This window comes from Pseudomonas anuradhapurensis (genome assembly GCF_014269225.2).
Taxonomy (GTDB): Bacteria; Pseudomonadota; Gammaproteobacteria; order Pseudomonadales; family Pseudomonadaceae; genus Aquipseudomonas; species Aquipseudomonas anuradhapurensis.
Genome location: NZ_CP077097.1, coordinates 4,172,866 through 4,193,560 on the forward strand (window position 1 = coordinate 4,172,866; position 20,695 = coordinate 4,193,560).

Here is a 20,695-nt window from a genome sequence, read left to right on the forward strand (position 1 = left end):
AAAAGGACGGGGCCGCTTCGCGGCCTTGTCGCGACACAAGGCCGCTCCTACAAAAAAACCGCGCAGGCCAGAAGTCGATGCCAGGCGGCTGGGCTCGCCAGCAAGCCCGATAGGCCACTGGCCGTAGTTCGCGTCCTACGGCATCATTGCAGCATTTGTCCGGCAGCCCCAAAGGACCGCCCATGAATCTGCCCCCCCGCCAACAACAAATTCTCGAACTGGTGCGCGAGCGTGGTTACGTCAGTATCGAAGAAATGGCGCAGCTGTTCGTCGTCACTCCGCAGACTATCCGCCGTGATATCAATCAGCTTGCCGAGCTCAACCTGCTACGCCGTTACCATGGCGGCGCGGCCTATGATTCGAGCATCGAGAACACCGCCTACGCGATGCGTGCCGACCAGATGCGCGACGAGAAGCAACGCATCGCCGAAGCCGTGGCCCGGCAGATCCCCGACCATGCCTCGCTGTTCATCAACATCGGCACCACCACCGAATCCATCGCCCGGGCGCTGCTCAACCACAACCATCTGAAAGTCATCACCAACAACCTGCATGTCGCCGCCATCCTTGCCGCCAAGGATGATTTCGAAGTGCTGGTGGCCGGGGGCACGGTACGTCGCGACGGTGGCGTGGTCGGCCAGGCCAGTGTCGACTTCATCAACCAGTTCAAGGTCGATTTTGCCCTGGTGGGCATCAGCGGCATCGACGAAGATGGCAGCCTGCTCGACTTCGACTACCAGGAGGTGCGGGTCTCCCAGGCAATCATCGCCAATGCCCGCCAGGTGATCCTCGCCGCCGACTCCAGCAAGTTCGGGCGCAACGCCATGGTACGCCTGGGCTCGATCAGCCTGGTCGATTGCCTGGTGACCGACCAGGCACCGACGCCTGCCCTCACCCAACTGCTGAACCAGTACAAGATCCGCCTCGAGGTGGTGTGAGGGCCACTGGGCGCATGCCATGAGCCTTATGTCGCCTGTGACGAGCGCCGCGTGGGCGGCGCTCGATCTCACAGGCGCTACAAGCCCCAAACCGATCACCCAAAATATTCGTAAATGTTCACTTTATTCTCATCTGATCAGTTTTTTCTATAAAGACTGACTGGCGACCGGCTTTCCATTGCGCTAGTATTTTCGAAAACGAACATCAATGTTCATATTCGATGTGAACAGCGCCCAGGAGGCCTTGCCCGTGTCCCAGCCCGTTTCGTCTCAGCCCCCACTTGCCGACTGCTATGACCTCGCCGTGATCGGTGGCGGCATCAATGGCGTGGGCATCGCTGCCGACGCCGCCGGGCGCGGCCTCAAGGTATTCCTCTGCGAAAAGGACGACCTGGCCCGGCACACCTCCTCGGCCAGCAGTAAATTGATCCATGGCGGCCTGCGCTACCTGGAGCACTATGAATTCCGCTTGGTGCGTGAGGCGCTGGCCGAGCGCGAAGTGCTGCTGGCCAAAGCCCCGCACATCGTCAAGCCGATGCGCTTCGTGCTACCGCACCGCCCTCACCTGCGCCCAGCCTGGATGATCCGCGCCGGCCTGTTCCTCTACGACCACCTGGGCAAGCGCAAGCGCCTGGGTGCCTCGCGCAGCCTGCGCTTCGGCCCGGGCTATCCGCTCAAGCCGGCCATCACCCGCGGCTTCGAATATGCCGATTGCGCCGTCGACGACGCCCGCCTGGTAGTGCTCAACGCCATGGCTGCACGCGAACACGGCGCACATATCCACACCCGCACCCGCTGCCTGCGCGCCGAGCGTGTGGACGGCCTGTGGCAGGTGCACCTGCAACACGCCGACGGCAGCCTGCAGAGCATCCGCGCCCGTGCTCTGGTCAACGCCGCTGGCCCATGGGTGGCCAGCTTCATCAAGGACGACCTGAAGCTCGATGCCCCTTACGGCATCCGCCTGATTCAGGGCAGCCACATCATCGTGCCGCGCCTGTATGAAGGCGAACACGCCTATATCCTGCAGAACGAAGACCAGCGAATCGTGTTCTGCATTCCGTACCTGGAGCGCTTCACCCTGATTGGCACTACCGACCGCGAATACAGCGGCGACCCGGCCAAGGTAGTGATCACCGAACAGGAAACCGACTACCTGCTGAAAGTGGTCAACGAGCACTTCAATCATCAGCTCGGCCGCAGCGATATCGTGCACACCTACTCCGGGGTTCGCCCGCTGTGCAATGACGAATCGGACAACCCTTCGGCGGTGACCCGTGACTACACCCTGGCCTTGTCCGCCAGCGAAGGCCAGGCACCGCTACTGTCGGTGTTCGGCGGCAAGCTGACCACCTACCGCAAATTGGCCGAATCAGCCATGGCCGAACTCAAGCCACATTTCCCGCAGATGCGTGGCAGCTGGACGGCCAGTGCGCCGCTGCCGGGTGGGGAAAACATGACGACCGTCCAAGCGCTGGTGGATACGGTACTGGCGCGCTGCGGCTGGTTGCCGGTGGACATTGCCAAACGCTGGGCACTCACTTATGGCTATCGCGTATGGCAGTTGCTCGACGGCGTGCATGGGCCGGAAGACCTGGGCCAGCCACTCGGCGGCGGGCTGTTCGGCCGCGAGGTGGAATACCTGTGCGATCAGGAATGGGCGTGCGACGCCGACGATATCCTCTGGCGCCGCACCAAGCTGGGGCTGTTCACCAGCGCCAGTGAACAGCAATTGCTGAAGGATTACCTGCAACAGCGCGCGCAGAATCAGGCCCGCGTCCAGGCAGCCTGACCCTGCTGGCCTCGCCTCGTGCCGCTCAGGCGCGAGGCGGTCGGTCAATGGAAGCAGAACGCCTCCAGGCCTCGGTAGTCAAGATGCGCATCAACCTCCGCTCGTCAGCCTCATGCTCGAGCATCAATGCCCGGGCACGCCTGCCGTAGTCACTTTCCTGGCCTGCTGTTCAAGCGATTCCAAGCGTTCATGGAATGGCGCAGCCAGCGCTTCGAAGCGCTCTGGGTAGGCTTCACGCAGGTAATTTGGCCAGAAAGGGCGCCCAGCCAAGGTATCGAGGATGGCCACTGACGTGTTACCCGCCAGTACTTCCAGTTGCGCATGGCTCAGGTCGGCGTTGCTTACATGGGCAAACGAAGCGTAATGCATCTCGTCTGGTGTCACTGGCAGATCAAGGGCGCTTGCCAGGCGTGAGCGGTAGTACAGCCGCGTTTCGACTTCATCGACGTCGACCACTGCCTCCGCGCGCATTCTTTGCACATGCCGTGCAGCAATCTCATCCAGCAGGTCCAGACGGTGCAGCTGCCGGCCCAGGCGCAGAAGTCGGGCCTCCCGTATCGCAACGGGGACACCTTCGATACCTTGGTAGGCAAGGATGGCCACTTCCATCTGGTTAAGTATCAACAACAGGCGGTCTTCGCAGCTCCGGGGGGCATCAGCCTCGCGGAACAACTGCTCGCGCAACGCTTCTTTGTTTTCGCAGGCATCGAGGATGTGCCAGATACGGCGACGATAATGACGGGGATGGGTTTCGAAATCTTCGCTTTCGGCGAAATCCGCGAGGAAACGAAACAATCCTGCCGAGCCGGGCTCCTCCTGCAAACGGTCCCAGCTAGCTTCGCGACTGGCACGCAGCGATTCGTTTCGGCTGGCCACCCATTCGGCACGGGTTTCGGCGTTCACTGCCGCGTGGGAATAGGACGCCCCGCCCCTGGCCCGGGAGTCGCTGACGCCGCACGCCTCGTCATGCAACTGGACACTGGCTTCGTTCAGCGGGTTCTCATGCAAATTGAGCCTTCGCAGCCGCAGGCGCAGGCGCAGGCGCAGGCCGCGCATATCCCTTTGCAGCTCGCTGATCCGGTTGTCACGCAGGTCGATGTGCGCGCGCAACGCAAGCCGCTCGTGAACCAGACTCATATCAACCTGCCCGGTTGCACGCAGACGCACGTCACGCACATGCGGCAAGGCAGAGAGATCAGGCACACCGTTGAGCGGGTTGTAGCTGAGAATCAAGGTATCGAGCCGCTGCAAACCCGCCAGACGGCGGCTCCCAGGTTCATCCAGGGCTATCTGGTTATTGCCCAGATTGACCCGTCTCAGCTGGCTGAGGCGCTCGATCCCCTCGGGCACGCGGCTTAGCCGGTTGCCGCTGAGATCAAGATCGACCACATTCGGGAACAGCCTGAGAAACGAGGCATCGATGTCTTGTAGTTGCATGTTCCGCAACGTCAGCCTACGCACATGGCCATAGTCGACCCCTGGGGGCAGGACAGGCAGCGCACTGACATGCTCACCGTCGATCCTCAGTTCATATTGGTCGTTCCCGTCAACCAGTTTGCGCCGCCAGCTACGGCGCAACGTAGGCTTTTCTCGGGGTCGCCAGGGATCCAGACGATAATTTCATCAACTGCGGCCCCCGGTGCTGGCCGCCATTCCAGGGTGACAATGCCCACCATGCATTTGCCCAACAGGTACAATTGCCGCGGTGTCAGCGTACCGCCGGCGTATCCCGGCAGCGTTGGCCGCTCCAGTATTGGCAGCAAGCGACGCAGGTCGTACTCGTCCAGCGTCCCCTTGATCCTGCCTTCATACAGTTCTGCCTTCATCCGGGTACGCAAACTGTCCTGAAACAGTTACTCGATGGCATGCCGCGCCTGGTCGGCAGGCTGGCCCCGGCCTGCCTTTGGCTGTAGCACCGACTTCAACAGCGACTGATATCGGCCGCCGACATCCAACGTGCGGCACAGGCGGGCAAAATGCTCAAACTTCATCTCCAGCGCCTTGCCCTTTTCGTCGACCAGATACGCCTTGCGCAATAGCCAGGTTTCGGTCTCCGCTACATCGAAATTGTGCAGGGCGGCTGCGAGCAGGGATTGGCGGGTGGTGTAGGTGATCATCGGCTTGTGGATCTTCTCTGCAGCCGAAGGCAGTGGAAACTCCTCGCTGACCACCACGAGCGCACGGCGCGGGTCGACATGACCAAGCCCTGCCTGCGCCAAGGCTCTTTCCAGCAAAGGCGCTGCGAAGTCGTCAACCGCCGGGATGCGGCTCAGAAGATGCTGCAACTGGTCGGTAACCTGCTGCTGCGCGATCAAGGCCCGTCGATAGGGCTCGGCATGTCGCGTCTCGGCAGCGGCCAACCAAGGAGGGAGCTGGCGGGCGATCGACTGATCAACCGACCCGGACGGAAGAATATCGGCAGATGGCATGGTTGTTTCTCCTGGTCTGAAAAGACGCAGGACACCACACGCAATATTGATAAACGCGGTACTTATAGCAGGACTATGGCACTCGCCCATCTATTCGGATTTCCGAACAGGATAAATGCATTCGTTCGGAAATCCGGAAACTTCCAGTTACGCAGAAATCGTCAAGAAAGCTTCATACCCCGAGTTTTCGCGGGTTTATGATCGCTATCAGAGCTTGGCACGACTCATGCTCTACACTTGGTAGCCGAATGCACCCCGCTTCATGCTGTATTCGTTGAACGAAAGAGTCCGCCAACGGCTCCATAAAAAAAACAAACACGTCGAGGAAAATTTGATGCGCATCGTTCGTCAATTGCTGGGCGCCGCCATCGCGGCCGCTGTGATCGCTTCGCCGGCCATGGCCGAAGAGCTGACAGGCACCCTGAAGAAGATCAAGGACTCGGGCACCATCACCCTGGGCCACCGCGACTCCTCCATCCCGTTTTCCTACCTGGCCGGCAAGCCCGAGCCCGTCGGCTATTCGCATGACATCCAGTTGGCTGTCGTCGATGCCTTGAAGAAGCAGCTGGGCACGGACATCAAAGTCCGCTACAACCTCGTCACCTCCCAGACCCGCATCCCGCTGGTGCAGAACGGCACCGTCGACCTGGAGTGCGGCTCCACCACCAACAACGTCGAACGCCAGCAGCAGGTCGGCTTCACGGTCGGTATCTTCGAAGTCGGCACCCGCCTGCTGACCAAGGTCAAGGACGGTCAACCGGCCTACAAGGACTTCCCGGACCTGGCTGGCAAGAACGTGGTGACCACCGCCGGTACCACTTCCGAGCGCATCCTCAAGGCGATGAACGCCGACAAGCAGATGAAGATGAACGTGATTTCCGCCAAGGACCACGGTGAAGCCTTCAACATGCTCGAAAGCGGCCGCGCCGTGGCCTTCATGATGGACGACGCCCTGCTCGCCGGCGAAATGGCCAAGGCCCGCAAGCCGTCGGACTGGGTCATCACCGGTACCCCACAGTCGTACGAAATCTATGGCTGCATGGTGCGCAAGGATGACGCTGCCTTCAAGAAAGCGGTGGATGACGCCATCATCGCCTACTTCAAGTCGGGCGAAGTCAACAAGAGCTACGACAAGTGGTTCCAGCAGCCGATCCCGCCAAAGGGCCTGAACCTGCAGTTCCCGATGAGCGAGGAGCTGAAGAAACTGATCGCCGAGCCGACCGACAAGGCCGCCGACGAGAAGAAGTCCTGACCCCCAGCCCGTGGCCTGTTGCGCTGCAAAGCGCCAATTAAACCGGCAGGCCACCCGTTAGTGTCTAACCTTTCATCCGAGGGCCGTGTGCCCCCGGATGTTGGAAGGTGCCCGTGAAACAACCGTCTGAGGGGAAATCCCGATGAATTACAACTGGGACTGGGGCGTGTTCTTCAAGTCCACCGGCGTGGGCAGCGAGACCTATCTGGACTGGTATATCACCGGTCTGGGCTGGACCATCGCCATCGCCATCTCCGCCTGGATCATCGCCTTGCTGTTGGGGTCGGTCCTCGGCGTCATGCGTACCGTGCCGAACCGTCTGGTGTCCGGCATCGCCACCGTCTACGTGGAGCTATTCCGCAACGTGCCGCTGCTGGTGCAGCTGTTCATCTGGTACTTCCTGGTACCCGACCTGCTGCCCGAGGGCCTGCAGGAATGGTTCAAGCAGGACCTCAACCCGACCACCTCGGCGTTGATCAGCGTGGTCATCTGCCTGGGCCTGTTCACCGCCGCGCGTGTCTGCGAGCAGGTGCGTACCGGCATCCAGGCGCTGCCCCGCGGCCAGGAAGCCGCTGCCCGTGCCATGGGCTTCAGCCTGTCGCAGATCTACACCAACGTGCTGCTGCCGCAAGCCTACCGGATCATCATCCCGCCGCTGACCTCGGAATTCCTGAACGTGTTCAAGAACTCCTCGGTGGCGTCCCTGATCGGCCTGATGGAGCTGCTGGCGCAGACCAAGCAGACCGCCGAATTCTCGGCCAACCTGTTCGAGGCCTTCACCCTGGCCACGCTGATCTACTTCACCCTGAACATGGGCCTGATGCTGCTGATGCGCATGGTCGAGAAGAAAGTCTCGGTGCCCGGCCTGATTTCCGTAGGGGGCAAATAAATGGACATGGATTTCAGCGAAATCATCCCGGCCCTGCCAGCCCTGTGGGAAGGCATGGTCATGACCTTGCAGTTGATGATCATGGGCGTGGTTGGCGGCATCGTGCTGGGTACCATCCTGGCCCTGATGCGCCTGTCGTCGAGCAAGCTGCTGTCGAACCTGGCCGGTGCCTACGTCAACTACTTCCGCTCGATCCCGTTGCTGCTGGTGATCACCTGGTTCTACCTGGCGGTACCGTTCGTGCTGCGCTGGATCACCGGCGAGGACACCCCGGTCGGCGCGTTCACCTCGTGCGTGGTGGCGTTCATGATGTTCGAGGCCGCGTACTTCTGCGAAATCGTCCGCGCCGGCGTGCAGTCGATCTCCAAGGGCCAGATGGGCGCCGCCCAGGCCCTGGGCATGACCTACAGCCAGACCATGCGCCTGATCATCCTGCCCCAGGCCTTCCGCAAGATGACCCCGCTGCTGCTGCAGCAGAGCATCATCCTGTTCCAGGACACCTCGCTGGTATATACCGTGGGCCTGGTGGACTTCCTCAACTCGGCACGCTCCAACGGCGACATCATCGGGCGCTCCCATGAGTTCCTGATCTTCGCCGGTGTCGTGTATTTCCTCATCAGCTTCTCCGCTTCGTGGCTGGTCAAGCGCCTGCAAAAAAGGATCGCCGTATGATTTCCATCAAGAACGTCAACAAGTGGTACGGGGACTTCCAGGTACTGACCGATTGCAGCACCGAGGTCAAGAAGGGTGAAGTGGTGGTGGTCTGTGGCCCGTCGGGCTCGGGCAAATCTACCCTGATCAAATGCGTCAACGCCCTGGAGCCGTTCCAGAAAGGTGACATCGTGGTCGATGGCACTTCGATCGCCGACCCCAAGACCAACCTGCCCAAGCTGCGCTCGCGCGTTGGCATGGTGTTCCAGCACTTCGAGCTGTTCCCGCACCTGTCCATCACCGAGAACCTGACCATCGCCCAGCGCAAGGTGCTTGGCCGCAGCGAAGCGGAAGCGACCAAGAAAGGCCTGGCCCTGCTCGACCGCGTCGGCCTCGGTGCCCACGCCAAGAAGCACCCCGGCCAACTGTCCGGCGGCCAGCAGCAGCGCGTGGCGATCGCCCGCGCCCTGTCGATGGACCCGATCGTCATGCTGTTCGACGAGCCAACCTCGGCGCTGGACCCGGAAATGGTTAACGAAGTACTGGACGTGATGGTCGAGCTGGCCAATGAAGGCATGACCATGATGTGCGTGACCCACGAAATGGGCTTCGCCCGCAAAGTGGCCAACCGCGTGATCTTCATGGACAAGGGCCACATCATCGAGGACTGCCAGAAGGAAGACTTCTTCGGCAACCCGGGCGCCCGCCACGAGCGCACCCAGCACTTCCTCAGCAAGATCCTGCAACACTGATGTTGCCTCACTGAACCGGTCGGCGCTGCTGCCCTTTCGGGCCGCAGCGCTGGTCGTGACAAGGCCACTGTGATGAAATGCGATCCTTCGCTTCTTCTCCCTGCCAAGCCTGCCGTGAAATCCCGCCTGCTCCGCCAATTGCTGCTGCCACCCTTGATCATCCTGCTGATGGTCGGGCTCGGGCTGGCTGGCTATCTGGTCAGCGAAAGCAACGGCATCCGCATTCTCAGCGAAAACGGCGAACGCCAGCTGGAGCTGCACGCGCGCACGGTGGAAAGCGAAATCAGCAAGTACACCTACCTGCCGAGCCTGCTTGAGCTGGAAGACAGCGTCTCGCAGCTGCTCACCGACCCTGATGGCGGTTCGCGTCAGACCGTCAACGAATACCTCGAAGGCCTGAACCGGCGCAGCCGCAGCCGGGCCATTTTCGTGCTCGATACCAATGGTCGGGTGCAGGCCACCAGCAACTGGCGCGATGCCGACTCGTTCCTCGGCGAAGACCTGTCGTTCCGCGCCTACTTCCAGACTGCCGTGCGCGGCGAGCCCGGGCGCTTCTATGGCATCGGCAGTACCACCGGGGAGGCCGGCTACTACCTCGCCCATGGCCTTGAGGAGCACGGCAAGATCATTGGCGTGGCGGTGATCAAGGTGCGCCTGGACACCCTCGAGGAGCGCTGGCAAAGGGCCCGCCTGGAGGCGTTCGTCAGCGACGAGAATGGCATCATCATCCTTTCCAGCGACCCGGCACGACGCCTGAAGTCGGTGCGCCCGCTGACACCACAGATCAAGGAGCGCCTGGCGCGCAGCCTGCAATACTACTGGTGGCCACTGAACGAGCTGCAGCCGCTGGCCCGGGAAATCCTGGCCGACGGCGTGGAAAAACTGACCTTCCCGGCCAACAGCGAAACCGCCCAGGGCAAGCCCCGCGAAATGACCTACCTGGCGCAGACCCGGCGCCTGGCCGATACGCCCTGGCACTTCACCCTGCTGACCCCGCTGCAGGACCTGCGCCGCGAATCCATGGTGCAGGGTATCCTGGTGGGCGTGGCCTTCGCCTTGCTGGCGATCCTGGGCATCGCCTGGAACGAGCGGCGCAAGGTGATCGCCACGCGCCTGGCAGCCCGCGAGGCGCTGCAGGAAGCCAACAGCCAGCTGGAACGGCGGATTGCCGAGCGCACCGCCGACCTGCGTGCCAGCAACGAACGCCTGAAAGGCCAGATTCGGGAACGCCGGCATGCCGAGCAGACCCTGCGCCACGCCCAGGATGAGCTGGTGCAGGCCGGCAAGCTGGCCGCCATCGGGCAGATGTCCACCAGCATTGCCCATGAACTGAACCAGCCGCTGGCGGCGCTGCGCACCTTGTCCGGCAACACCGTGCGCTTCCTCGAACGCGGGGCGCTGGAAACCGCCAGCACCAACCTGCGCACCATGAACGACCTGATCGACCGCATGGGCCGCATCACCGCCAGCCTGCGCTCGTTCGCCCGGCGCGGCGACGACAGCGGCCAGGCCTCGCTGGCCAAGGCGGTCGAAGCCACCCTGCAGGTGCTGGCCAACCGCATCAGCGCCTGCCAGCTGCAGGTGCACAACCAGTTCGATGACCAGCAGCTGGCCATCGACCAGACCCGCCTGGAGCAGATCCTGGTCAACCTGATCGGTAACGCCCTGGATGCCATGGCGGCGCAGCCACTGCCGCAACTGTGGCTCGAAGGCGAACTGCAGGGTGACAAGTACCGTTTGCAGGTGCGCGACAATGGCCATGGCATCGACAGCGAGGCGCGCAAGCACCTGTTCGAACCCTTCTTCACCACCAAACCGGGCGAACACGGCCTGGGCCTGGGCCTGACCCTGTCGGCGAGCCTTGCCGCCGCCGCCAAGGGCAGCCTCAACGTCGAGCATCCCGCCAACGGCGGTACGGCCTTCATCCTGGCCCTGCCGCTGGTCTCCCCCCCTAGCGAATCGGCAGAGCATCCATGAACCAAGCGCCTCTTACCGTCCTGATCGTCGAAGACGACCCGCATGTGCTGCTCGGCTGCCAACAGGCACTTGCCCTGGAAGACATCGCCTGTGAAGGCGTGGGCAGCGCCGAGCAGGCGCTGGAACGCATCGGCGACGACTTCGCCGGCATCGTCGTCAGTGATATCCGCCTGCCAGGCATCGATGGCCTGGAGCTGCTCAACCGCCTCAAGGCCCGCGACCGCAGCCTGCCGGTAGTACTGATTACCGGCCATGGCGATATCGACATGGCGGTCGGCGCCATGCGCAATGGCGCCTACGACTTCATGGAGAAACCGTTCTCCCCCGAACGCCTGGTCGATGTGGTACGCCGCGCCCTGGAACAGCGTGGGTTATCGCGCGAAGTGGTCGCCCTGCGCCGCCAGCTGGCGGAGCAAAGCAGCCTGGAGGGTCGCATCATTGGCCGCTCGCCGGCGATGGAGCAGCTGCGTGAGCTGATTGCCAACGTGGCCGATACCTCGGCCAACGTCCTGATCGAAGGCGAGACCGGTACCGGCAAGGAGCTGGTTGCCCGTTGCCTGCACGACTTCAGTCGCCGCCACGGCCAGCCGTTCGTGGCCCTGAACTGTGGCGGCCTGCCGGAAAACCTGTTCGAAAGCGAGATTTTCGGCCACGAGGCCAATGCCTTCACCGGTGCTGGCAAACGCCGCATCGGCAAGATCGAACACGCCAACGGTGGCACGCTGTTCCTCGACGAAGTGGAAAGCATGCCGATCAACCTGCAGATCAAGCTGCTGCGCGTATTGCAGGAGCGCACCCTGGAACGGCTGGGCTCGAACCAGAGCATTCCGGTGGATTGCCGGGTAATCGCTGCAACCAAGTCCGACCTGGATGCCATGGGCCAGAGCGGCCAGTTCCGCAGCGACCTGTACTACCGGCTGAACGTGGTCACCCTGGAATTGCCGCCGTTGCGTGAGCGCCGCGAAGACATCCTGCAACTGTTCGAACACTTCCTGCAGCAGTCGGCCCTGCGCTTCGACCGTGAAACACCAACGCTGGACAGCCAGACCCTGTCGCGCTTGATGGCGCATGACTGGCCGGGCAACGTGCGCGAATTGCGCAACGTGGCCGAACGCTATGCCCTTGGCCTGCCAGCCTTCAAGAAAGGCCCCAGCGGTGGCGCCAGCCAGGGGCTGGGCTTTGCCGAGGCGGTGGAAGCGTTCGAGCGCAACCTGCTCAGCGATGCGCTGCAGCGAACTGGCGGCAACCTCAGCCAGGCCAGCCAGGAGCTGGGCATGGCCAAGACCACGCTGTTCGACAAGGTAAAGAAATACGGCCTCGGCTGACCTCGACCCGCAACTGGAAAGACAACGTGGATCTGCTCTTCAAAGCCGCCCTCGGTGCGGGTGTGGTAGTGCTGCGCACCGAGGCAGGACGGCTGACGCGGCCCTTGTAGGAGCGGCCCTGTGTCGCGATGGGGCGCGTAGCGGCCCCCGGTTTCAGCTTCGCCGCGAATGTTGCCGGGGCCGCTTTGCGGCCCTTTCGCGACACAAGGCCGCTCCTACTGGGATCGCACAGCCTTGAAGGATGGAAATTCACAGCCCGGCGATATGCGTGACATCCTGCCGGTGCGCCTCCAGGTACGGCAACACCGCCCCCAGCAGCGGCGCCTTGAACGGCTCCTGGAAGCGATGCGCCAAGCCCGGTATCAAGCGCAGCTGGCTGCCCTGGATATGCGCCGCCAGGTGCACGCCGTGCATCACCGGCAGCAACGGGTCGGCCGTGCCATGGACCACCAGGGCCGGCACCCGCAACTGGTCAAGCAGCTCGACCCGGCTCGGCTCGGCCAGTATCGCCATGATCTGGCGCTTGGCCCCGTCGGGGTTGAACGCGCGGTCGTAGGCCACCGCCGCCTGCTGCAGCAAGGCGGCACGGTCGTCCGGCACCTCGGGGCTGCCCAGCGCGGCCAGCAGGTCGGCCTGTTGCTCGATGGCCACTTCGCGGTTCGCTGCGCTGCGCCGGGCCAGCAGCTGCACCAGCGCCGGGGCCGGCGCCGGCAAACCCGCCGCCCCTGAACTGGACATGACCAGCGTCAGGCTGCGCACACGCCCTGGCGCCATGGCCGCCAGGTGCTGGGCGATCATGCCGCCCATGCTCACCCCCAGCACATGGAACTGGCGCACTCCCAGCGCGTCCATCAGGCGCAGGCCGTCGCCCGCCATGTCGGTCAGGGTATAGGGCGCAGCCACCGGCAGCCCCAACTTGTAGCGCAGCAGTTCGACCGTCAGGTTGGCCGACGGTGGCAGCTGGTTCCAGCGCGACAGGCCGACATCGCGGTTGTCGTAGCGAATCACCCGAAAGCCCTGGCGGCATAGCGCCTCGACCACGTCGTCCGGCCAATGGATAAGCTGCCCGCCCAGGCCCATGACCAGCAACAGCACAGGGTCGCGCGGCGCTCCGACGCTCTGGTAGACCAGGCTCACCGCACCCAGTTCGGCGCGCTGTACCGGCGCCTGGGCGTCACAGCGCTGCTCGGCGAAACTCCCAGGAGCGCTGAGTACCAAGAAAACAAATAGCCAAAATGCCCGCATGAAAGAAACACCAGAATGCAGATCCCCAGTAGAGCGCGATTCTGATGAATTCTGTTCGGGCGCGCTGCCACAGTCCGGTTACAGTTTGATGACGCCCGCCAGACGGTGTGACCAAACGCCCTGTCGACAGGCGCTGCAACATGAGGGAAACTCAACTCATTCGCTATTTTCCCAAATTGATCCCCCGGAGTCAGCTGTGCTGGAGATCCGCCACCTGAAAACCCTTCATGCCCTGCGCGAAGCCGACAGCCTGGTGGAAGCCGCTGAGCGCCTGCACCTGACCCAGTCGGCGCTGTCGCATCAGTTCAAGGAGCTGGAAGAGCGCCTGGGCATGCCGCTGTTCGTGCGCAAGACCAAGCCGATCCGCTTCACCAGCGCCGGGCTGCGCCTGCTGCAACTGGCCGATGCCACCCTGCCGCTGCTGCGTAGCGCCGAACGTGACATCGCCCGCCTGGCCGGTGGCACCGCCGGGCGCCTGCACATGGCCATCGAATGCCACAGCTGCTTCCAGTGGCTGATGCCGACCATCGACCAGTTCCGGGATGCCTGGCCGGAAGTGGAACTGGACCTCGCCTCCGGCTTTGCCTTTGCCCCGCTGCCAGCCCTGGCCCGTGGTGACCTCGACCTGGTGGTGACCTCCGACCCGGTGGACCTGGCGGGCATCACTTATGTACCGCTGTTCACCTACGAGGCGATGCTGGCCGTGGCCAACCAGCATCCACTGGCCAGCAAGCCCTATATCGTGCCGCAGGACCTGCTCGACCAGACGCTGATCACCTACCCGGTAGAACGTGATCGCCTGGATATCTTCACCCGTTTCCTGGAGCCCGCCGACATCGAGCCGGCCGCCGTGCGCACGTCGGAGCTGACGGTGATGATGATGCAACTGGTGGCCAGCGGCCGTGGTGTGTGCGGCATGCCGCACTGGGCGCTGCATGAATACAGCTCGCGCGGCTACGTCAAGGGCAAGCGCCTGGGTGAGAAAGGCCTGTTCGCCACGCTTTATGCCGCGGTGCGCACCGATATGCTGGATGCGCCGTACATGCGCGACTTCCTGTTGACGGCCAAGGACACCTCGTTCGCCACCCTCGATGGCGTCAGCGCGGTGCGCTGAGCGCCTGGTAGTACAACGGCAGGATCAGGTCGCGGGTCAAGGGTGCCAAGTGCATGGCGGGCGTCTGCTCGGCGCTCAGCCATACCACCTCTTCGATTTCCGCAGCCGGGGCCACGGCTGCAACGCAGTCGACACGGAACAGTTCGGCCTGCACCTGAAAGCCCGGCTCATTGGCGGCCGGGGCGCTGAATTGGCCTAGGTGCAGTGCCTGGGCCGGGTCGACACGCAGGCCGAGTTCCTCATGCAGCTCACGCACCAACGCCTCGACCGGCGACTCACCGGCATCGATCTTGCCACCGGGCTGCATGAACGCCTGGGTACCACGCTTGCGCACCAGCAAGGTACGGCCCTGGGCGTCGATCAGCAGGGCGGCGGCGATGCGGATGGTGTTGGGCATGGTCTCGGCTCACTTGAATCAATGGCCGGGGAGGATCCCATGGGGTCACTGCCCTGACAAGCCCAGTCCTTCCTGTGCCAGCCTGACGAACGGCCCCTTGCCAACCTGCCCCGCCCCCTCCATAACCATCACATGAACCTGCCCGCCAAACACCACCCGGTGCTCGAACTGTTCCACCCTGCCGTGCGCACCTGGTTCCGTCGCTGTTTCACCACGGTCACCGACGCTCAGGCCCGTGCCTGGCCGCTGATCCAAGCTGGCCAGTCGCTGCTGCTGGCGGCACCGACCGGCTCGGGCAAGACCCTCAGCGCCTTTCTGGCCGTGCTCGACGAACTGTTCCGCCAAGGCCTGGAGCAGCAGGGCGAGCTGCCTGCACAAACCCAGGTGGTCTATGTTTCGCCGCTCAAGGCGCTGTCCAACGATATCCGCCTGAACTTGCAGGCCCCGCTAGAAGGCATCAGCCAGGCCCTGGCCGAACAGGGCCTTGGCGCGCCGCGCATCACCACGGCCGTGCGCACCGGCGACACACCACAAAAGGAACGCGCCGCCATGCGCAAGCTGGCACCGCACATCCTGGTAACCACACCCGAATCGCTCTATGTGCTGATGGGTTCGGCTTCGGGCCGTGAAGGTCTGGCCAGTGTGCACACGGTGATCGTCGATGAAATCCATGCCCTGGCCAGCAACAAGCGCGGTGCTCACCTGGCATTGACCCTGGAACGCCTGCAGGCCCTGTGCAAGCAGCCACTGCGGCGTATCGGCCTGTCGGCCACACAGCGCCCGGTCGAGCGGGTGGCACAATTCCTGGTCGGCACCGGGCGCCCCTGCGCGATCGTCGATGTCGGCCATGCACGGCAGCGCGACCTGGCCATCGAAGTGCCTCCGGTTCCGCTTGGCGCAGTGATGGCCACCGATGTCTGGGGCCTGGTCTACGACCGCCTGGCCGAGTTGGCAAGGGAGCACCGTACCACCCTGGTGTTCGTCAATACCCGGCGCCTGGCCGAGCGCATCACTCGCCACCTCAGTGATCGGCTGGGCAAGGAGGCAGTGGCCGCGCACCATGGCAGCCTGGCCAAGGAACTGCGCCTGGACGCCGAACAACGCCTGAAAAACGGCCAGTTGCAGGTACTTGTGGCCACCGCGTCGCTGGAACTGGGCATCGACATCGGTGACATCGACCTGGTCTGCCAGATTGCCTCGCCAGGTTCTATCGCGGCCTTCCTGCAGCGGGTCGGCCGCGCCGGCCACCAGGTCGATGGCGTGCCCAAGGGGCGCCTGTTCCCGACCTCGCGCGACGACCTGATCGAATGCGTAGCCCTGCTCGACTGCGTCCGCCGCGGCGAGCTGGATGAACTGCACATTCCCCGGGCGCCACTGGACGTACTGGCCCAGCAGATCGTTGCCGAGGCCAGCAACCAGGCTTGGCACGAACTGGCCCTGTACGACTGCCTGCGCCAAGCCACGCCCTATGCCGAACTCGACCTGCAACACTACCAGGCCCTGTTGCGCATGCTCGCCGAAGGCTACAACGGCCGCCACGGCGTACGTAGTGCCTACCTGCACCGCGACGCGGTCAGCGGCACCCTGCGTGGCCGCCGGGGTAGCCAGCTGACCGCGCTGACCAGTGGCGGCACGATCCCCGACAACGCCGACTACGCCGTGTTGCTCGAGCCACAGGCGCTGAACATCGGCAGCGTCAACGAAGACTTTGCCGTGGAGAGCATCGCCGGCGATATCTTCCAGCTGGGTAATGCCTCCTATCGCATCCTGCGCGTGGAACCGGGCCGGGTGCGGGTGGAAGATGCACATGGCCTGCCGCCGACCATTCCGTTCTGGTTGGGCGAGGCACCAGGGCGCAGCGACGAACTATCTGCCGCAGTGGCGCGGCTACAGGCGCAGATCGATCAGCACCTGGCGCAGGCCGGCGGCAATCTGGCCGAGGTGCTGGCGTGGTTGCAGGAAACTTTCGAACTGGGCCAGGACAGCGCCAGCCAGTTGCTGGACTACCTGGCCCGCACCCGTGAAGTGCTCGGCGCCCTGCCCTCGCAGGAAACCTTGGTGATGGAGCGCTTCTTCGATGAGTCCGGCGGCACCCAGCTGATCATCCATTCCCCCTACGGCAGCCGCATCAACCGCGCCTGGGGCCTGGCCCTGCGCAAGCGCTTCTGCCGTACCTTCAATTTCGAGTTGCAGGCAGCGGCCAGCGAGGACGCCATCGTGCTGTCGCTGTCCACCAGCCACAGTTTCGAATTGGACGAGGTGTGGCGTTACCTGAACAGCCGCAGCGCCGAGCCGATCCTCGTCCAGGCTTTGCTCGATGCGCCGTTGTTCGGCGTGCGCTGGCGCTGGAACGCCAGCGTGGCCATGGCCTTGCCGCGCTTCATCGGCGGGCGCAAGGTGGCGCCACAGGTCCAGCGGATTAAAAGCGAAGACCTGGTGGCGGCCGTGTTCCCCGAGCAGATCGCCTGCCTGGAAAATATCGTCGGCGAGCGGCAGATTCCCGATCACCCACTGGTCGAGCAAACCTTGGACGACTGCCTGCACGAAGCGATGGACAGCGAAGGCTGGCTGGCGCTGCTGCGGCGTATGGAAAGCGGTACGGTACGCCTGCTGTGCCGCGACCTGCCGGCCCCTTCGCCATTGGCTTCGGCCATCCTCAATGCCCGCCCGTATGCCTTCCTGGATGACGCGCCACTGGAGGAACGGCGCACCCAGGCTGTGCTCAACCGACGCTGGAACGAAGTGCACAGCGGCGACGACCTGGGCGCGCTGGATGCCGATGCCATTGCCGCTGTCGCTGCTGAAGCCTGGCCAGAGCCAGGCAATGCCGACGAAATGCATGAAGCATTGATGGGACTGGGGGCCATCAGCCAGACGGAAGTAAAGGGCAATGCCAGCTGGGACATGCTGCTGCGCCAGTTGGCCGATGCCGGGCGGGCAATATGCCTGGTGGATGAAGGACTGTGGCTGGCGCGTGAACGCTTGAGCCTGTTACAGGTGCTGTATCCCGGCACCCGTCTGCACCCTGCGCTGCCGGTCCTGCCAGGCTTCGACCAGGCCTGCGAGCCGGATACTGCACTGGTCGAGCTGCTGCGCGCCCGACTCAGTGGCCATGGCCCGCTGACCCAGGCACAGATAGCCGCACCGCTGGGCAAGCCGCTAGCGGCGATCGAACAGGCTCTGGTACGCCTGGAAGCCGAAGGTTATGTACTGCGCGGGCATTTCAGCCCAGGAGCACGCGAACTGCAGTGGTGCGAGCGCCACTTGCTGGCGCGCATCCACCGCTACACGGTCAAACGCCTGCGCCGGGAAATCGAGCCGGTCAGCCTGCAGGACTTCATGCGCTTCCTGTTCGACTGGCAGCACCTGGCCGCTGAGCAACGCCTGCGCGGGCCGCAAGCCGTGGCCGAGGTACTGGGCCAGTTACAAGGCTTTCCGAGTGCTGCCGGCGCCTGGGAGGCCGAACTGCTGCCGGCACGCATCCAGGACTACAGCCCGCACTGGCTCGACGATGCCTGTCGCAGCGGGCAGTTCGCCTGGAGCCGCCTGGCCACCACGGTGTCGAGCAGTACCTTGTCCAGCACCCCGCTGGTGCTGCTACCGCGCGAGTACCTGAATGTGTGGCGCAGCCTTGCCCCGGTGCCCGCGCTCGACAGCCTTGGCCCGCGGGCGCAGCGCGTACACGAGGTGCTGCAGGCACAGGGCGCGCTGTTCTTCGACGAACTGGCCCACGACGCCCACCTGCTGCCCAGCGAACTGGAAACGGCCTTGCAAGAGCTGGTAGGCGCCGGCCTCGTGGGGGCCGACAGTTTCGCCGGCCTGCGCAGCCTGATCACCCCGGCGGCGAAACGTATCTCCCGCAACAGCCGCCGTGGCCACCCGCCGCTGCTCAGCAGCATGGCCCATGCCGGGCGCTGGGCCTTGTTGCGCCGGGGGGCGGTGGACGACAGCCAGCGCCTGGAACACATCGCCCGGGCCCTGCTGAGACGCTATGGCGTGGTGTGCTGGCGGCTGCTTGAGCGCGAAAGTGACGTGCTGCCGCCGTGGCGCGAACTGCTGCGCTGCTACCACCGGCTGGAGGCGCGCGGCGAGATTCGTGGCGGGCGCTTCATTGCCGGGCTGGCGGGTGAACAATTCGCCTTGCCGGAAGCGGTGGGCCTGCTGCGACAGGTACGGCGGCGTGAGCGAGACGGGGCGCTGGTGGCAGTGAGTGCCAGTGACCCATTGAACCTGATCGGGTCGTTGTTGCCGGGAGCGAAGGTACCGGCGGTCACTGGCAACCGCCTGTTGTATCGCGATGGGGTGCCGGTGGCGGTGCGGGTGGCCGGACGCTATTCGTTCCTGGTCGAGGCGCCGGCCCAGGAACAGCAAGGCTGGCGGCAGATATTGCTGCGAGACAAGTTGTGAGCGCCTTTTGCTGTACCGCCCTGGTAGCTTGCCAGCGATAGGCCACTGCAGCCAGCACATGGGCGAGAAAGCCCCTACGGTATTGCCTGGAGGAACAATGTGGCTCGAGCCTGTCCACCCCCGAGCTGTTCTTTCAGCGTCCAGGTGTCAGGTAAGCGCTGCACTAACCCTGAACCTGTGAAGCAATGGTATATCAATTCCCCTTGCAGACCGGCCGCTCCTGTTGCGTTCTACGGCGACCCGCCACGGCGCGGATGACGTAGCGCGGTCGATGCTTGGACTCCATGTAGATGCGCCCGATGTACTCACCCAACACGCCGATGCCGATCAGTTGTACGCCGCCGAGAAAAAGAATGGCAGTCATCGATGATGGGTATCCCGGCACCGGGCTGCCAAACAGCCATTTTTCCAGCACCTGGTATGCCGCCGAGGCCAGCGCAAGTAACGCAGCTAGCCCCCCGACATAAGTCCACAGTCGCAATGGCACGGTACTGAACGAGGTAATCCCGTCCAGCGCCAGATTCCACAGTTTCCAACCATTGAAACGGCTCTTTCCTTGCGTTCGCGAAGAACGTTCGTACTCGACCACTGCGGTGCTGAACCCTGGCCAGGACAACACGCCCTTCATGAACAGTTGCTGTTCGGGCATGGACCGGATCACGTCCACGACTTTACGGTCGAGCAAGCGAAAGTCACCGACATTTTCCTCGATGCGAATCTGCGATATGCGGTTCAGCAGGAAGTAGAAAATCGCTGCGGTAAAACGCTTCAAGTAGCACACGAGCGGTCACGGCGTTTGGCAAGTACCACATCGAAGCCTGCCCGCCATTGTTCGATCAGCTGTGGAATGACCTCGATCGGGTCCTGCAAGTCGACGTCGATTGGAATGACGGCATCGCCATTGGCTTGATCCAGCCCGGCGAACAGCGCGGCTTCCTTGCCGAAGTTGCGTGACAGGTCGATCAGTGAAACATCAGGGTCACCCGCGATCAGTTGGCGAATCTGCCGTTCGGTTCCATCCTGGCTGCCATCATTGATGAAAACCAGTTCGACCTGATCGGCCTCATTGGCCAGCGCCTGGCGAACGGCGTCATAGAACGGCCTGATCGTCTTTTCCTCATTGAATACCGGTACGATCAGCGAAATATCCATCCGCGCTTCTCCCTGAAGACCCACCGCGAGAACAGGAAGCCCAGCACCAGGCTGAGCAAAGAGAACAGCGTTACCGTAACCATTGGCTGCCAGCCGAGACGATCGCCGAGATAGCCCAGCGACACGCTGAGGCTGCCCATCCCTGCCACGAACCACAGGTAGCGCGACAGTGACAGGGGTACCCGGAAGGTGAACCTGGCATTGGCCAGAAACGAAAATGACAGCGCCACGGTGAAGGCGACCAGGTTGCTCACGGCCTGATCGCCGCCAAACGCCAGCATGCTGGTGAACACTGCTGCATGGGTGGCGGTGTTGCACACGCCCACAAGCAGGTACTTGAAAAACGCAGCCATGGCTCAGGCCTTCACGTTTGGGCTG

The 20,695-nt window shown here is 63.4% G+C and carries 14 protein-coding genes and 2 pseudogenes; 10 read left to right on the top strand and 6 right to left on the bottom strand.

The window, feature by feature from the left end; translation table 11 throughout:
* Positions 1 to 182 precede the first annotated feature (182 nt).
* On the top strand, positions 183 to 938 hold the full coding sequence (gene glpR / locus HU763_RS19135) for a DNA-binding transcriptional repressor GlpR (protein ID WP_186685127.1): 756 nt from the start codon (positions 183 to 185) through the stop codon (positions 936 to 938).
* A gap of 250 nt (positions 939 to 1,188) precedes the next feature.
* Positions 1,189 to 2,727: a glycerol-3-phosphate dehydrogenase gene (gene glpD / locus HU763_RS19140; RefSeq protein ID WP_186685129.1), complete on the top strand. Its 1,539-nt coding sequence runs from the start codon at positions 1,189 to 1,191 to the stop codon at positions 2,725 to 2,727.
* Between the two features lie 123 nt (positions 2,728 to 2,850).
* Here the strand turns inward: glpD and HU763_RS24805 are convergent, their stop codons facing one another.
* A complete protein-coding gene (locus HU763_RS24805; protein ID WP_264081891.1) occupies positions 2,851 to 4,164 on the bottom strand; it encodes an NEL-type E3 ubiquitin ligase domain-containing protein in 1,314 nt (437 codons plus the stop codon).
* 86 nt (positions 4,165 to 4,250) lie between these two features.
* Positions 4,251 to 5,246: pseudogene (locus HU763_RS24905) on the bottom strand (dermonecrotic toxin domain-containing protein).
* A gap of 244 nt (positions 5,247 to 5,490) precedes the next feature.
* Here HU763_RS24905 and HU763_RS19150 point away from each other — a divergent pair.
* From HU763_RS19150 to aauR, 6 genes are all read left to right on the top strand, one after another.
* On the top strand, positions 5,491 to 6,408 hold the full coding sequence (locus HU763_RS19150; RefSeq protein ID WP_186685131.1) for a glutamate/aspartate ABC transporter substrate-binding protein: 918 nt from the start codon (positions 5,491 to 5,493) through the stop codon (positions 6,406 to 6,408).
* 142 nt (positions 6,409 to 6,550) lie between these two features.
* Complete coding sequence (locus HU763_RS19155; RefSeq protein WP_170031956.1) at positions 6,551 to 7,297, top strand: amino acid ABC transporter permease; 747 nt, start codon at positions 6,551 to 6,553, stop codon at positions 7,295 to 7,297.
* A complete protein-coding gene (locus HU763_RS19160) occupies positions 7,298 to 7,969 on the top strand; it encodes an amino acid ABC transporter permease (protein WP_186685133.1) in 672 nt (223 codons plus the stop codon).
* Positions 7,966 to 8,700, top strand: a complete 735-nt coding sequence (locus HU763_RS19165) for an amino acid ABC transporter ATP-binding protein (protein ID WP_170031962.1) — start codon at positions 7,966 to 7,968, stop codon at positions 8,698 to 8,700. Before HU763_RS19160 ends, HU763_RS19165 begins: the two co-directional genes overlap by 4 nt.
* A gap of 72 nt (positions 8,701 to 8,772) precedes the next feature.
* Positions 8,773 to 10,677, top strand: coding sequence for a two-component sensor histidine kinase AauS (gene aauS, locus HU763_RS19170; protein ID WP_186685135.1), 1,905 nt, complete (start codon positions 8,773 to 8,775; stop codon positions 10,675 to 10,677).
* Positions 10,674 to 12,002 carry a two-component response regulator AauR gene (gene aauR / locus HU763_RS19175; protein WP_170031968.1) on the top strand — a complete coding sequence of 443 codons (1,329 nt, stop codon included), beginning with the start codon at positions 10,674 to 10,676 and terminating at the stop codon, positions 12,000 to 12,002. The genes aauS and aauR overlap by 4 nt, the downstream gene beginning before the upstream one ends.
* A 249-nt stretch (positions 12,003 to 12,251) precedes the next feature.
* Here aauR and HU763_RS19180 read toward each other — a convergent pair whose 3' ends face one another.
* Positions 12,252 to 13,247, bottom strand: a complete 996-nt coding sequence (locus HU763_RS19180) for an alpha/beta fold hydrolase (RefSeq protein ID WP_186685137.1) — start codon at positions 13,245 to 13,247, stop codon at positions 12,252 to 12,254.
* Between the two features lie 196 nt (positions 13,248 to 13,443).
* Between HU763_RS19180 and metR the strand changes: the two genes are divergently transcribed.
* Positions 13,444 to 14,361 (top strand): transcriptional regulator MetR, encoded by a 918-nt coding sequence (metR, locus tag HU763_RS19185; protein WP_170031974.1) that lies wholly within the window; start codon positions 13,444 to 13,446, stop codon positions 14,359 to 14,361.
* Here metR and HU763_RS19190 read toward each other — a convergent pair.
* On the bottom strand, positions 14,345 to 14,758 hold the full coding sequence (locus tag HU763_RS19190; RefSeq protein WP_186685139.1) for an NUDIX hydrolase: 414 nt from the start codon (positions 14,756 to 14,758) through the stop codon (positions 14,345 to 14,347). The two genes, metR and HU763_RS19190, sit on opposite strands and share 17 nt — an antisense overlap.
* Before the next feature lie 132 nt (positions 14,759 to 14,890).
* Here HU763_RS19190 and HU763_RS19195 point away from each other — a divergent pair, with 132 nt between their 5' ends.
* A complete protein-coding gene (locus tag HU763_RS19195) occupies positions 14,891 to 19,165 on the top strand; it encodes a DEAD/DEAH box helicase (protein WP_186685141.1) in 4,275 nt (1,424 codons plus the stop codon).
* A gap of 193 nt (positions 19,166 to 19,358) precedes the next feature.
* On the opposite strand, the pseudogene HU763_RS19200 reads toward HU763_RS19195, so the two are convergent.
* Positions 19,359 to 20,317, bottom strand: a pseudogene (locus HU763_RS19200) (glycosyltransferase family 2 protein).
* A complete protein-coding gene (locus tag HU763_RS19205) occupies positions 20,302 to 20,670 on the bottom strand; it encodes a GtrA family protein (RefSeq protein ID WP_186685143.1) in 369 nt (122 codons plus the stop codon). The pseudogene HU763_RS19200 and the gene HU763_RS19205 overlap by 16 nt, the downstream one beginning before the upstream one ends.
* Positions 20,671 to 20,695: the final 25 nt, after the last annotated feature.